This is a genomic window from Paraburkholderia bannensis NBRC 103871, from assembly GCF_000685015.1.
Lineage (GTDB): Bacteria > Pseudomonadota > Gammaproteobacteria > Burkholderiales > Burkholderiaceae > Paraburkholderia > Paraburkholderia bannensis.
The window spans coordinates 102,073-115,978 of record NZ_BAYA01000013.1 but is presented as its reverse complement, the minus strand read 5'-3'; the positions used below and the strand labels follow the sequence as shown (position 1 = coordinate 115,978).

The 13,906-nt window shown below is 59.7% G+C and carries 12 protein-coding genes; 11 read left to right on the top strand and 1 reads right to left on the bottom strand.

Going from position 1 to position 13,906, the window contains the following annotated elements; all coding sequences use genetic code 11:
* The first annotated feature begins 176 nt into the window (after nucleotides 1–176).
* The 3 genes from BBA01S_RS41940 to BBA01S_RS20430 all read left to right on the top strand — a co-directional run bounded on the left by BBA01S_RS41940 (nucleotide 177) and on the right by BBA01S_RS20430 (nucleotide 2,269).
* Complete coding sequence (locus BBA01S_RS41940) at nucleotides 177–956, top strand: response regulator (RefSeq protein ID WP_042297587.1); 780 nt, start codon at nucleotides 177–179, stop codon at nucleotides 954–956.
* A 206-nt stretch (nucleotides 957–1,162) separates the two neighbouring features.
* On the top strand, nucleotides 1,163–1,372 hold the full coding sequence (locus tag BBA01S_RS45995) for a hypothetical protein (protein ID WP_084162408.1): 210 nt from the start codon (nucleotides 1,163–1,165) through the stop codon (nucleotides 1,370–1,372).
* Nucleotides 1,373–1,507: 135 nt separating this feature from the next.
* Nucleotides 1,508–2,269, top strand: coding sequence for a glycosyltransferase family 2 protein (locus tag BBA01S_RS20430; protein ID WP_027818085.1), 762 nt, complete (start codon nucleotides 1,508–1,510; stop codon nucleotides 2,267–2,269).
* 39 nt (nucleotides 2,270–2,308) lie between these two features.
* Here the strand turns inward: BBA01S_RS20430 and BBA01S_RS20425 are convergent, their stop codons facing one another.
* The gene (locus BBA01S_RS20425; RefSeq protein ID WP_156966007.1) at nucleotides 2,309–3,817 is read right to left on the bottom strand and encodes a DHA2 family efflux MFS transporter permease subunit; all 1,509 of its coding nucleotides are present in this window, start codon (nucleotides 3,815–3,817) and stop codon (nucleotides 2,309–2,311) included.
* Nucleotides 3,818–3,901: 84 nt separating this feature from the next.
* On the opposite strand from BBA01S_RS20425, the gene BBA01S_RS20420 reads away from it, so the two are divergent.
* The 8 genes from BBA01S_RS20420 to BBA01S_RS20385 all read left to right on the top strand — a co-directional run bounded on the left by BBA01S_RS20420 (nucleotide 3,902) and on the right by BBA01S_RS20385 (nucleotide 13,881).
* Nucleotides 3,902–4,762, top strand: a complete 861-nt coding sequence (locus BBA01S_RS20420) for a LysR family transcriptional regulator (protein WP_027818083.1) — start codon at nucleotides 3,902–3,904, stop codon at nucleotides 4,760–4,762.
* A gap of 149 nt (nucleotides 4,763–4,911) precedes the next feature.
* Nucleotides 4,912–8,754, top strand: a complete 3,843-nt coding sequence (locus BBA01S_RS20415) for a type VI secretion system Vgr family protein (protein ID WP_027818082.1) — start codon at nucleotides 4,912–4,914, stop codon at nucleotides 8,752–8,754.
* Nucleotides 8,747–9,364: a hypothetical protein gene (locus tag BBA01S_RS45990; protein WP_084162376.1), complete on the top strand. Its 618-nt coding sequence runs from the start codon at nucleotides 8,747–8,749 to the stop codon at nucleotides 9,362–9,364. Before BBA01S_RS20415 ends, BBA01S_RS45990 begins: the two co-directional genes overlap by 8 nt.
* 104 nt (nucleotides 9,365–9,468) lie before the next feature.
* The gene (locus tag BBA01S_RS46895; protein WP_156966006.1) at nucleotides 9,469–10,236 is read left to right on the top strand and encodes a hypothetical protein; all 768 of its coding nucleotides are present in this window, start codon (nucleotides 9,469–9,471) and stop codon (nucleotides 10,234–10,236) included.
* Nucleotides 10,237–10,301: 65 nt separating this feature from the next.
* Nucleotides 10,302–11,030 (top strand): CBS domain-containing protein, encoded by a 729-nt coding sequence (locus tag BBA01S_RS46890; RefSeq protein WP_156966005.1) that lies wholly within the window; start codon nucleotides 10,302–10,304, stop codon nucleotides 11,028–11,030.
* A 216-nt stretch (nucleotides 11,031–11,246) separates the two neighbouring features.
* The gene (locus tag BBA01S_RS20395; protein WP_027818079.1) at nucleotides 11,247–12,101 is read left to right on the top strand and encodes an ABC transporter ATP-binding protein; all 855 of its coding nucleotides are present in this window, start codon (nucleotides 11,247–11,249) and stop codon (nucleotides 12,099–12,101) included.
* Complete coding sequence (locus BBA01S_RS20390; protein WP_027818078.1) at nucleotides 12,098–12,916, top strand: ABC transporter permease; 819 nt, start codon at nucleotides 12,098–12,100, stop codon at nucleotides 12,914–12,916. Before BBA01S_RS20395 ends, BBA01S_RS20390 begins: the two co-directional genes overlap by 4 nt.
* A complete protein-coding gene (locus BBA01S_RS20385; protein ID WP_042297627.1) occupies nucleotides 12,913–13,881 on the top strand; it encodes an ABC transporter substrate-binding protein in 969 nt (322 codons plus the stop codon). Before BBA01S_RS20390 ends, BBA01S_RS20385 begins: the two co-directional genes overlap by 4 nt.
* The last annotated feature ends 25 nt before the right edge of the window (nucleotides 13,882–13,906 follow it).

Here is a 13,906-nt window from a genome sequence, read left to right as displayed (position 1 = left end):
CGCCTGAAGCAGCCCGTAAGGGTCGCATGCGCGGTGCGAATTCACATTTTCTCCAGTTTTCACGTCTTTTTCCTGCACCGTTGTTCCGTATGATCCGTCGCACATCGAATCGTCCTGGCTGCCTCCCGCGCACCGGCGCGATCGATGCCTGCAATCACCTGGTGAGGGACAGATCGATGGATATTCACGTGCTTGTTGTCGAGCCTGATCAGGTGTCTCGGGACAATCTGCGCAGCTACCTGCAACGCCAGCAGATCGCTATGTCGGTGCTGTATGGTGCGCAAGGGCTGGAACAGCGCCTCGCGCGCGAAATGCCGTCGCTGATCATTCTTCGCCACGAGGCGTGCGAGGTCGACGGTATCGGCGCGTTGCGCAGCCTGCGCGAAGCGGGTTACGCCGTGCCGGTCATCATCGTGAGCCGCTCCAACGACGTCGCCGACAAGGTGCTGGCGTTCGAGCTTGGCGCGAATGACTTCCTGGTCGATCCGTACGATCCGCGCGAATTGCTCGCGCGCATGCGCCATGCGCTGCGCTGCAAGATCGACCTGCCGAATTCGCCGGGCAAGGAAGCGCGTTACGCATTCGACGGATTTGAAATCGATGCGGTCGGCAACCAGCTGTTCAAGGATGGCGCGCGTGTTTCGGCCCCGCCGCTGGCGCTTGCGGTGCTGACCGTGTTTGCCGCCAACCGCATGCGCCCGCTCTCGCGCGAACGCATCCTGAGCCTGCTTGACCGCAATTCGAAACTGCACGCGCGCAGCCTGGACGTCGTGGTGTTCCGCTTGCGCAAGCTGCTGGGCCTGTCGCCGTGCGGGCGCCAGTACATCCAGACGCGTTATCGCGACGGTTATGTCTTTTGTCCCGACGACGCCTTCATGAATCTTTCCGGCGCCGCGTCACAAAACGATCAGGTAATGGATTGTGAGCTGGAAAGCTCTGCATTGCTAAGCGCTTGATGCCGCAAATGCCGGCGCCACCGTGCAAATAGCGTCGATGCGCCGGGAAAGCAGGCAAGGCAAGGAAAGGGAGCGTAACGCTGCGTAAACACGGGCTGTCTGGATTCTGCAAGCATACGGCCCACTACGACGCGAGCGAATAGCGCGAGGAACGACCCGCTGTGCCGCGTTGGCATGAGAAACACAATTTGATGACGAGTTTGAACATGAAGAAATTGATTGCCCTCGCGGGTGTCCTTGCGCTGGCGACGGCGCTGGGTGGTTGCTGTCTGATGCCGTTCTGTGGCCCTGGTTGGGGCCCGGGTGGCGGCGGCCACGGTGGCCCTGGCGGCCCTGGTGGTGGCCCCGGCGGCGGTGGCGGCCCTGGCGGCCCGCAAGGCGCTGTGAGCGTTCCGCATACGTCCACGCTGGCCTGATCCACCTGACGCGCTGCGGCTGGCTTTGAGCCGCCGCAGCCGTCTCCTGCCGTGCGGCCCTGGTCGCGCAGCAATGCCTGGTAGTGCCTGGTAATGCCTTGTAGTGTCTGGTAAGAAAGTAAAAGCGAGGGCGACTTGAAAGTAGCGCAGCTAGGCGTCGCGATCATCACGATGAACGCCGCGCAGCATCTGGCGGAGTGCCTGCAGTCCGTGCGCTTTGCGGGCGAGATCGTCGTGCTCGATAGCGGCAGCACCGACAATACCGTCGAGATTGCGCGTCAGCATGGCGCTCGCGTCATTGAAACCGCCGACTGGCCGGGCTTTGGCGTGCAGAAAAACCGCGCGATTGCCGAGCTTTCGACGCCGTGGATTCTTTCTCTCGACGCCGACGAAATCGTCTCGCCCGAACTCGCGCAATCGATCCGCGTGGCGATTGCGCAGCCGGAGCTGTCGGCCTATGCGGTCGATCGCCTGTCCAGCTTCTGCGGCGAATGGATCTATCACTCGGGCTGGTATCCGGACTGGATTCCGCGCCTGTTTCCGCGTGAACTCGCACGCTTTTCAAACGATCTTGTGCACGAACGCCTCGTCTACGACGTGCCGTGCAAACGACTCGAAGGCAAGCTGCTGCATTACTCGTACGACAGCTACGAAGCCGTGTTGCGCAAGATGGATGCGTATTCGACGCTGGGTGCGGAGCAGCGGCGCGCGGTTGGCAAGAAGAGCAGCGTGCGCAAGGCGCTTGGGCGCGGCGCGTGGGCTTTCATTCGCACCTATGTGCTGCGGCGCGGGTTTCTGGATGGCCGCGCGGGGCTGATTATCGCCGTGTATAACGCCGAAACCGTGTACTACCGCTTCCTGAAGCTGACGCGATTCGAACGCGTCAAGCCGCAGTAAAACCTTAGTAAATCCGCAGTAAAACCAGCCGGGCGCCGATCAGCGGCGCCCCGACGCCACCGGTACGGCAGGTGCCGCAGCCGCGACTGGCGCAGGCGAATCGATGCGCCGGAAAATCAGCGCGGAGACCAGCGTAATCACGCCCACGGCTGCGAAACTCACGCGAAAGCCCATCGCCACCGTGCCGCCGTGCTCGGATACGAGGCTCACGATTGCTCCGCCGATCGTCACGCCCAGTCCCATCGCCAGCATCTGCACCATCGAAAACAGGCTGTTGCCGCTGCCCGCGTCCTCGTGCGAGAGGCCCTTGAGCGTGACGCTGTTCATCGCCGCGAACTGCATCGAATTGGCCGCACCGAAGATGGCCAGCACGATGATCTCGACGGCGACGGGCGTACCCTGCGAAATGAGTGCGAACGCAACGATCGACGCTCCCACGATCGACGTGTTGACGAGCAGGAACGTGTCGTAGCCATAGCGGCGGATCAACGGCGCGATCCAGCGCTTGGCCACCGTGCCCGCTAGCGCGGCGGGCAGCATCATGAGGCCCGAATGCAGCGGCGAATAACCGAGTTCGAGCTGCATGAGCAGCGGCACGAGAAATGGCACCGCGCTCGAACCGACCCGGCAGACCAGGTTGCCGATCAGCCCGACACTGAAGTTAGGCTCGCCAAAGAGCGCAAGCTTGAACAGCGGCTCGCGGCGCTTGCGGGCATAGGGCACATAGACCAGGGCGGAAGCAAGGCCGAGCGCGAACAGTCCCGCCGACCACGCCGCGCGATGCGTGTGCACCGGCGCATCGAAAGCGAGCGAAAACGCGATCATGCACAGCGACACCAGTGCGCAGCCCACGATGTCGAAAGGCGGCGCGGCGCTGGCCGACGCGCGCGGCAAATAGCGCTGCACGGCGAACATGCCCGCAAGGCCGATCGGCACATTGATGAGAAAGATCCAGTGCCAGGTAATCGCCTGCACGAACCAGCCGCCAAGCGTCGGGCCGACGATCGGGCCGACCTGGCCTGCAACGGAAATCAGCGCGAGCGCGGACACGTATTGCTCGCCGCTCACGGCACGCAATACAGCGAGGCGGCCAATCGGCATCAGCATCGATCCGCCAATGCCTTGCAGCACGCGCGCGATCACGAGCTGGCCGAGCGTGTGCGCACTCGCGCAGCACAGCGAACCGAGCACGAAAATAAGGATCGCGGTGAAGTAGACGCGGCGCGTGCCGAAGCGATCGGCGAGCCAGCCCGAAGCGGGCGTGAGCATCGCCATGGTGAGCGTGTAGGCGACGATCACCGGCTGCATCGCGAGCGGCTTGACGCCCAGGCTTTGCGCCATCGCGGGCAGGGCGGTGTTGACGATGGTGGTGTCGAGCGCCTGCATGAAAAAGCCTGCGGCGACGATCCACAGCAGGGCCGTCTGGCTTGAATCCTTGTTCATCGGGGACTTCTTGGGCGCGCGCGGGTTTGGGTGAGGCTGACGAGCGGACTGTGAAGCCGCTTGTAAAGCACGGGCCCACGGCGCAATGATCTGCAATGCCGTCATGATATTGTCATCGCCCGCAATCGGGAACCCCACTAAGGGCGCTGACTGTTATCGGCGTTGCCGATAACAGTGGCACAATGGGGCATGCTCAATCCCATCTGGCTCAAATCCTTCGCGACGGTCGCCGCCTGCCATAGCTTCACCGAGGCGGCGCGCCAGCTCGACCTCACGCAGTCGAGCGTCAGCGAGCACGTACGCCGCCTCGAAGAGGAAATCGGGCGACGGCTGTTCGTGCGCGACACGCATTCGCTCGCGATTACGCCCGACGGAGAGGCGATGCTCGCGCACGCGGGCGCGATCCTTCAGGCCATCAATCGCGCCGAATCGCAGTTCCGTGCGCCGCGACTGCGCGGGCGCGTGCGCCTGGGCTGCTCCGACGACATCGCGCTCGGGCCGCTTCCCACGGTGCTCACGGCGTTTCGCAACGCGCATCCCGACGTGGAGCTGGAAATCACCATCGGCATGACCGGGCAGCTTTACGAGTTGCTGGACGCGGGCGCAATCGAGCTGATGGTGGGCAAGCGGCGACTGGGCGACAAGCGCGGCACGGCGCTGTTTGCGGGCCGGCTGGAATGGCTCGCGCGCGCGGGCACGGCGGTTGATCTCACGCAGCCGCTGCCGCTGATCCTCGTGGCCGAACCGAGCGTCACGCGGGCGGTCGTGCTCGACGCGCTTGCGCAGACCGACTTTCGCTGGCAGGTGGTGTGCACGAGCAGCAGCCATTCGGGCTGCGTGGCGGCGGCGCGCGGCGGGCTGGGCATTACGGTGCGCCCGCAGTACCTGGCGGCGCGCGGTCTGGCGCCGCCCGTCAACGTGGCGAGCCTGCCAGTGCTGCCCGACGTCGAATTCATCGCGCTCGCGGCGAAGCGCCTGAGCCGTCCGGCGCAAACCCTGCTGCAACTGCTGCACGACAGCGACCTGCGCGGGTCGTGGATCGGCGAGTGACGAAAATTCGGAATTTTCGGATGTGAATTTATCTCGTACAAGACCATTCTGGCGGAGATGGGCGACAGTCGTTGACGCCCCGAAACGCTGGAGTGAGCGATGCGAGAAGCAAAGCGCGCGTGCGACGTCGCGCCGGTTGAGGCCGCGTCATGACGGGCGCGCAATGGCAGATGCTGGGCATGCGCGGCCCCGCGTTGCCCGAACAGCTCGCGCTCGCGCCGCGCCGTATCGTTGGCCGCGAAGGGATCGGGCAACTCTTTGAATACCGCGTGCAAGCGTGCGCCCGCGCGAGTCTCGCGCCGGGGTTCTTCGACGACGACGAGCGTACGAGGATCGACCTCGACCGGATCGCGGGCACGCCGGTCTGGCTGACGATCGACCTGGAGCGTGTGGACAGCGTGGGCCGGGACGGCCTGGTGCGCGGTCGCCGCGGCGTCATGACCACCCGCACCGGCGCCGGGACGCGGCACATCAACGGGATCGTTGCTTCAGCGTGCGTGCTGGGCGGCGACGGACACGATGTCGTCTACGAATTCGTGGTGCGGCCATCGTTCTGGCTCGCCGCGTTGAAGCAGGATTCGCGTTTCTTCAGCGGCGCCATCGTCGATATTCTGCACGACGTCATTGGGTCATACGGCCAGATTGAATGGCGGATCAATTCGGCGGCTTATCCGCAGCGCGACTATATCCGGCAGGCCTGGGAATCGGACTGGCACTTCTTTTTGCGGCTCTGCGAAGAATGGGGCTTCGTTGTCTGGTTTGAACATCGCGAGCGCGAGCATGTGCTTGTGATCGCGGACAACGCCAACGCCTATCGCAAACATGAGCGGGCCTACAAAACGCTGCGCTATCACGCGGGCGGCGGCCATATCGACGAAGAGCACATCAGCAAACTCACGCTATGTAGTGCGGTCACGCCGGGCGTTGTCACGGTTCAAGACCATAGTTATGTTCAGCCGCGTTCAAACCGGTTTTCAACACCGTTTCGCGCGCAACATTATCGGCCCAGAAACACAGCAAACGCGGAACAGGAAGTCTATGCGCTGGCCGATTTCGCGCTGCCGAAAACGCGTCGCGATGCACCCTATGACGAAAGCAACTGGGAAGCCGACGCGCGCGAATTTGCCCGTATCAAACTGGAGGCGCTACGCGCGAGCGGACTGCGTGCGCGGGCGCATGGCGCGCTGCGTGGAATCGAGGCAGGCAAGACGCTGACGCTCGCGCACTATCCGCATCGACCGGCCAACGGGGCTTATCTGGTGCTTGGCTGCGAGATGGACATCTGCGCGACGGGCACCACTTCCAGTTCGACGCGCGAGTACGCAATTGCGACGTCATTCGATATGCAGCCGCTGCACGAGCCTTATCGTATGCCGCAGGTGACGCCGCGCCCGACTATCGGCGGATATGAATACGCGGTGATCGTCGGCCCCGAAAACGCGGAAATGTTCGTCGACGAATATAACCGTGCGCTGGTGCAATTCGATTGGGATCGTCAAGGCGAATACGACGGTAAATCGGCCATCTGGGTGAGGCTGGCGACGCAGTGGCAGGGCAACGGAATGGGCACCGTCACGCACGCGCGATGCGGCCAGGCGGTGCTGGTGGGCTACATACACGGCGATCCGGACAGGCCCGTCATTGCCGGCTTCGCGGTCGACGAGAACAATCGTCCGCCGTGGAAAATGCCTGCCAATCAGGCGTTGAGCGGGATCGTGAGCAAAAGTCTGGGCCTCGGCTCGCAAAGCAATCATCTGGCGCTGGACGACACGCAAGACCGCATGCAGACACAACTGGCCAGCGATCACGGCAAGTCGAGCTTGAGCATCGGCTACATCACGCGTATTGACGATCATGAAGGACGGCAGGATGCGCGTGGCGAAGGTTTTGAATTGCGCACCGACAGGCAGGGCGCAATTCGTGCCGCGCTTGGGCTGCTGCTGACGACGTGGGGGCGGCAACGGGCGGCGGGTAAGGTCAAGGAGATGGGCGAGACCATCGGCCAATTGACTGCCGCGCGCGATCTGCACGAGGGACTCGCAGCGCAGGCGCAACGGCACGGTGCGCAACAGGCGCTAGCCGAACAGTCTGAAGTGACCGGTGAGATCAAGGAGGCCATTGCGCGTCTCAAAGGCAAGCCGACCCAAAGTGCCGATGCGTTTCCGGAGTTCGAGCAACCCGATATCGCGCTATCTAGCGCGGCCAATCTGCATATGGCAGCGGCGGCGAGCACGCATATTGCGAGCGAACGACATACCGCTTTGACAACGGGCAGTCATGTTTCGATTGCGGCGGGAAAGTCGTTGTTTGCGTCGGTGCGCGAGAAGATCGCGTTCTATGCGCAAAAGGCCGTGACGGTGATCTCGCCGGGGCCGTTGCGTATTGAGTCGCGTAACGAATCGATGACGCTGGCGGCGCGGGATGATCTGTCTATTAGTAGCACGAACGGTATTGTGAGGATAGCGGGGAGGGATGGTGTCGATATTGTTTGCGGCGGTACGCTGCTGCGGCTTCGGCCGGAAGGGCTGACGGGCTACACGGGCGGCAATTTTCTGCTGCATGCGGCGAATCATGGAACGAACGATCCGCAGGCGATGCCGGTGGATTTTCCTGTGACGCCTGAGAACCCCGGTAAGTTTGCTGCGCATCATGTGCTGGTGGAGGAGGGGGGCGGGTTTGCGCTCCCCGAACAGCCTTATCGACTCACGCTGGATGATGGGCAAGTTATTTCCGGTGTCACAAACCATCTAGGCGAATTGCAACCCGTCACGAGTAACGCGGTCGTGTTTGGAACGATTGAGCTTATGGCTCAAAGCGAACCCGACAACGTGATTGCCGTGACAAATTTAACGATTTCGCGCGATGCGGCATTGCCGCCACCTGCGGCGGTAGACGTGCCAGCGCGGCAGACGCAAGTCAGTGGACAGACGGTTAAAACGCCTGTAAACGGTGCTACTTCTGAGGGTAAGGTGCCGGATTACCTTAGCTGTGACGCAGATAACTTCGGTTTGCGGAGCTATCGGTACTTGGGGAATTCAAAGGAGGAGCCGGTCAGCATCCACACGCGTAACGACGTCGAATACTTTGTCGCCAAGCCTTATACGGCAGCGGTGAAGGAGAAGTTGATGGCGATTGACTGGGGCGCGGTGGTGGACTTGCCGTTCGACCAGTCCTTTGCAGTAATCGTGGATGCGGTGTCGGCGGCTCTGGAAATCGCGCTCGAGACAGGCCCGTTCGGATTGAAAAAAACTGCATTACCACAAGTCTTGATCGCAAGTGAAGATAAGCTGGTGGAGCTAAATCTGCATCCGAAAACCACACTCGCAGTATTCAGTGCGGATCAATGGGCAATGCTGATCGCACGACCCTATCTAGAAAGAATTCTGTTGATTGCAAAGAGAAAATTAGAGGCTGACAAGAAACGTATAGCTGAATTCCCAGCCAATGCAATGCAAGACACTTTGTGCGGTCTCGCCATGACCCTCTATCACGAGGGTCGTCATTGTCAGCAGACTTTCTGGATGGCCTCCCTTTACTGTAGCTATCCAGGTGACTATTCGCAGTATGGCGGAATGGAAACGATGTTCGAGCTCGTAATCGCTGCAAATAAATGGCAGATCGCCCAGGTTACTCCGTTTCCCGACGACTTCCGGGTCAAGGTGGGAATGCATCGAATGTTGATCTTTTATTACTGGTGGCGCGTCGTATATCTAAAGGACTCGCCCGGATTAGAGCTGCTTAAAGCTGATTTCGAAAAGATTCAACAGGAAATATGCGAGATGCGCGGGGCGACTCATGAGCAGGTGAGGCAGATGGCAATTCATGAGTCGGGCTATTACACACACTATCATGAAGAAGATGCCTATGCGACTGAGAATGCAGTGGATCAATATTGGCATGATCCTGAGCACTCTTTTGTTCTCAATCCAGGTGTCTGCACACGATACTATGAGCAAAACCTCAGGCGGATCGGAGTTAGTGGAAATGGATAGGGCACTCAATCAGTCAGAGAAGAATTCGTTGACGAATGCGATCGAAGAAGCCATGAAAATTCTCCGTGAAGATGAGGGTGAATACGAGTCAAATTCGGCATTTGGGGTGCTGACGAGAAGGAGGAACAGGTGTGATCCTGAAAATTGCGAGTATTTTGTATTCAAGAACACAGCTATTCCGGATTCGGATATCTGGATGGAAACAAGAAATGATCCGCTGAACCTATCAGAGGATAGGGTTAGTGTTCCCCCAGTTCCCTATGAATTCGTTCTACGTTTCGTATCCTCTTTCTCGGGTATCTCGATAGATGAAATCAAGCAAACGATTCAGGTTGAGGACTACTGGGTCACAACACGCGGCGAGAAAGAGCCATCCCCTCCGGATGGGATTTCACTTTCGCCAACAGGGTCTGTGTTCTCGTACAGGTATCGAGCTAAAGAAACGCCACATAGCCGATTCCCGGTCGATGTCGTCGTGACCTACCTCGGGCCGTCCAGGACGGCGCCGCCCGGCTCCGCGCGACGACTGGAAAGCATCTATCTAAGCCGCGTCTATCCGTACCTGACAACCGAAATGCGAAAGAAGAGGCGGGAAGAAATATCCAGGTAGTATGGTCGGTACGGATATGTGAATTATCGTTTGATCATGATTTCCCAGATCGAAAAAATTGGGGAGTGGCGCCGAGTATGGAAGTCGGATAAAAAATCAATTGCATGAAGAAGATGCTTGCTAATGTGGTTTCACGGTTGACGATTATTGGGATGGCCGTCGATTTCGGTCTGACGCAGCTCCGTGCACAGGAGACGACAGGAATACCATCCAGTTCATCGGAGAACTTCGGAATGGCTGACTCTATTTCCAGTCAGCAGAGAGAGGCGCTATTCGAAATATTCGATCAGGCAATGGCAGTGATGCGAGACGATGCACGCTTTGACCCAGATGATGGAAAATTTGGGACGCTTCGAAGTACCGGAAAGCAGCAGGGAGGACAGGGAGTCGAGTACAAATTTCAGGTGATGGCTCTTTCGGTCGCGCATGTGACGGCATTCATCACGTCCGCATCGCGGGAGAAATCGTGCAAGGAATTGAACGCCGTTGTTGTGCCTCAATACTTCAGTATCCGCTTTGATCCCTCGGTCTCTGGAATTGATCGAGTTACGATCGAGCGAAGGCTTGATCTCGCAACGTTTTGGGTTGACTCAAATGGAGGGAAATACGAAGGAAATGAACTTTTGCCGAGAATTCCCCCGAATACGCGAGTTCATGCTTACAGGTATCGGGCAAATACACATGATGCAAGTCGGTTTCCCGTCGATGTTGAATTGTATCTGATTGATCCACCAGACAACGAACTAGGGCGCGTCGGACAAAAATTGGATGAGGTGATAGTCCGGCGGGTAGCTCCTGCGGTTTCGCCGAAAATTCGTAAGAGTAATACAGATAATCCCGGCGCAGAATGCTTTGGAGGTGATGTTATCTGATTTTAATTGAAGTATTCAATCGTATTAAGACTATGCGTACACGTGTGAATTCTATGCGACTAAGAATGCAGTTGATCAATTCTGGCACGACCCTGACCATACTTTTGTCCTCAATCCCGGCGTTTGCACAAGTTACTGCGAGCAAAATATCAGGCGGATTGGAGTCAACGGCAATGGATAGAAAACTCACGCGGTCAGGGAAGGTCGCAGTGTTGAATGCAATAGATGAGGCTATGAAAACACTCCGGGATGACGCACATGGATTCGAAGGAAACGTAGCGTTTGGTAAATTTATTGATAGAAGAAATTTGTGTGAATCAATGATATGTGAGAAATTTATATTCTCAAATAAAGAGATACCAAATTCAGATATTGAAATAGAAAAAAGAGACGATCCGCTCGATCTGGCGGACGACAGACTCAATGTATCCGCTGTTCCCTACAGTTTTGACCTGTTCTTCAGAAAATCCGTTGAAGGGATCTCAATTGACGAAATCAAACAAACTATTCAGGTCGAGGACTTCTGGGTCGATACAGCTGGGAAGAAAAACAGATTGCCTGCGGATGGAATCCAGCTTACGCCAACAGGAACGGTCATTTCATACAGGTATCGTGCCAAGGAGACGCAACATAGCCGCTTTCCCGTTGACGTCGTTGTGACCTATCTCAGGTGGTCGAGGACTGATCCTCCCGGCACAGTGCAGCGGCTGGAGAGTATCTATTTATCCCGAGACTATCCCTACCTCACACCCGAAATGCGCAAAAACAAACGCGAAGCGCAACAATCCAGATAGCCCCTACGCAACACCACCCCCGTCCGCACCAAAACCCACCCCAACCCGCACCTCCATCGCGCCCGCGCACCCCGAACAGACACTCACCGCACCATCACCGTGCAGGTAATTCCCGATTGCGCGGGAATTATTTTTTCCCTTGCGTCGCGTTTTTTTGACTGTGCATTATGCGTTGTGCACAGCGCAAATGTACGCCACGTACCGATGAGGATGCCCATGAGTGTCTCTGCCATTGCATCCCCTGTCGCAGGGGAAAATGCATCGACGTATACGTCGGGAACGGACCGCCTGAAGGTTCAGCAGCTCAGCCATTCGTTTCGTACTGCCGATGGTGTCGACGTGCCGATCTTCGAGCGCCTCGATTTCAGCGTGCGCAGCGGCGAGATCGTATCGATCGTCGGCCGCAGCGGCGCGGGCAAGAGTACGCTTTTCAATCTCGTTTCCGGCCTGATCAAGCCGCAGTCGGGCCACATCAGCGCAGGCGCACGCGCAGACGGCAGCGCCGGGCGCATTGCCTATATGTTGCAGAAAGACCTGCTGATGCCCTGGCGCACGGTGCTGCAAAATGCGGTGCTCGGCATCGAGCTGTATCGCAAGGTCAAGCCCGCCGATTACGAACGTGCGCGCCAGATGCTGTCGCGCTACGGCCTCGCTGCGGTCGCTGACGCCTATCCGCATTCGCTTTCCGGCGGCATGCGCCAGCGCGTGGCGCTCACCCGCACGCTGCTGGTCGATCCCACGCTCGTGCTGCTCGACGAGCCGTTTTCCGCGCTCGACTACGAAACGCGCCTCGCGCTGGAAGACGATGTCATGGCGTTGCGCGAGCAGAGCGGCACGAGCGTCGTGCTCGTCACGCACGATATCGAGGAAGCGATCGCCATGAGCGACCGCGTGATCCTGCTGGGCGGCCGCCCGGCGCGCATCGAAGACGATATCGACGTGCGCCTCACCACCCACGGCCCGCGCACGGCGGTGTCCGCGCGCGAAGCGCCCGAGTTTCGCACTTTCCATTCGCGCGTCTGGAACGGACTGCGCAGCCACACCATCCAGCACGCGGGAGCCCCAGCATGAGCGACGTCGCGATTTCCTCTCCAGCGCCGCAGCGCCGGCGCGCGAAGCCGCGTCGCGCGGTCAGTCTCGGCACCACGGGCGCTGTGGCGCTCATCGTCATTGCGCTGATCGCGCTCTGGCAGGTGGCGGTGTCGGCGGGCTGGATCAACGGCAAGCTGCTCGGCTCGCCCGCCGGCATCTGGCTGGCCGCGCAGCAAGGTTTCAACGGCGGCACGCTGGTGCCCGATACGCTCGTGACGCTCTATGAGACCGTCGTGGGCCTCGTGGTGGGCAGCGGCCTGGGCATCGGGCTCGGGTTGCTGCTCTGGTTCGTGCCGCGTGTTTCAGGCGTGGCTGAAGGGTTGTCAGTGATCCTGAACAGTATTCCGAAGATCGCGCTCGGGCCGCTCATCGTGATCTGGTTCGGTTCGGACATGACGTCGAAGGTCTGGCTCGCGGGCATTTCCACGTTTGCCGTGGCGATGATTTCCTCGTGCGCCGCCGCGCGCGAAGTCGACAAGGATCTGCTCAATCTGTTCCGCTCCTTCAATGCGAAGCCCTGGATGATCTTCACGAAGCTGATCGTGCCCGGCGCGTTGCCGTGGGTGTTCTCGACGCTGCGCGTGAATATCGGCTTTGCGTTGATCGGTGCGGTGGTGGGCGAGTACATCGCTTCGCAGGCCGGGCTCGGTCACGAGGTGTTCGTCGCGGGGTCGCTGTTCGACCTGAATACGGTGTGGCTCGGCATTATCGTGCTCACGCTGATGGCGACGCTGCTGGGCTGGATCGTTCAATTCACGGAAGCAAAGGTCATTTCATGGAAGGCATCACGATGAAACGAGTAAGCGCGATTGCATTGGCGGCAGCAGTGACGGGTTTGAGCGTGCAGGCTGGCGCGCAGGCGGCGGAGCCAGTGACGGTCTATCAGGCGTTCCAGTCGATCCAGTATTTGCCGCTCTACGTGGCGATCGACAAGGGCATCTTCGCGAAGAACGGCCTGGACGTGAAGAAGGTGACGGCGGGCAGCGGCGCGGCGGGCGTGGCGGCGGTGATCGGCGGCCATGCGGACTTTTCGCTGCAGGATCCGATGACGGCCGTGCTCGCCAACCTCAAGGGCGCGAACGTGATGGCCGTGGCGAACGTGGTCGCGGGCGTGCCGGTGTGGGTGATCGCGCCGCCCGATGCGGGCGTGCATCAGCCCGGCGACATGTCGAGCAAGAGCGTGGCCACGGCGTTGCCGCCATCGACCAGCACGTACCTGCTGCAACGCCTCATCAAGGATCAGAAGATCGAGAAGGTGTCGCTCAATACGGTGCAGCTTGGCACCGAGCTTGCACCCGTGAGCGCGGGCCGCAGCCAGGCGGCCGCGGTCTATGAGCCGCAGGCCGATACCGGCATCGCGCAGGGCTACAAGGTCGTGTATGGCTTCCCGAAGGCGTATCCCGGCGGCTATGCGTTCTCGACCATCGACACGCTGGCGTCGACCATCAAGGACAAGCCGCAGATGGTGGCCGCTTTCGTGAAGTCGATTGGCGAAGCGGAGGCGCTCATCCATCAGTCGCCGGAAACGGCCAAGGCGGTGGCGAAGTCCGAGTTTCCCTCGCTCGACGCGAAGATCGTCGATGCGGCGGTGGGGCGTTTGATCGACCAGAACATCTACGCGCCGACGCCCGAGATTTCCGAGCAGGCGTTTCGCAACGCGCTGGACTTGCAGGAGTCGATCGGCAATATCAAGCCGGGCAGCGTGACGTATGCGAGCGCCGTCGACAATTCGTTTGCAGCGTCGGCGGCGAAGAAGTAAGCATGGCGAAGCAAACATCGCGTCC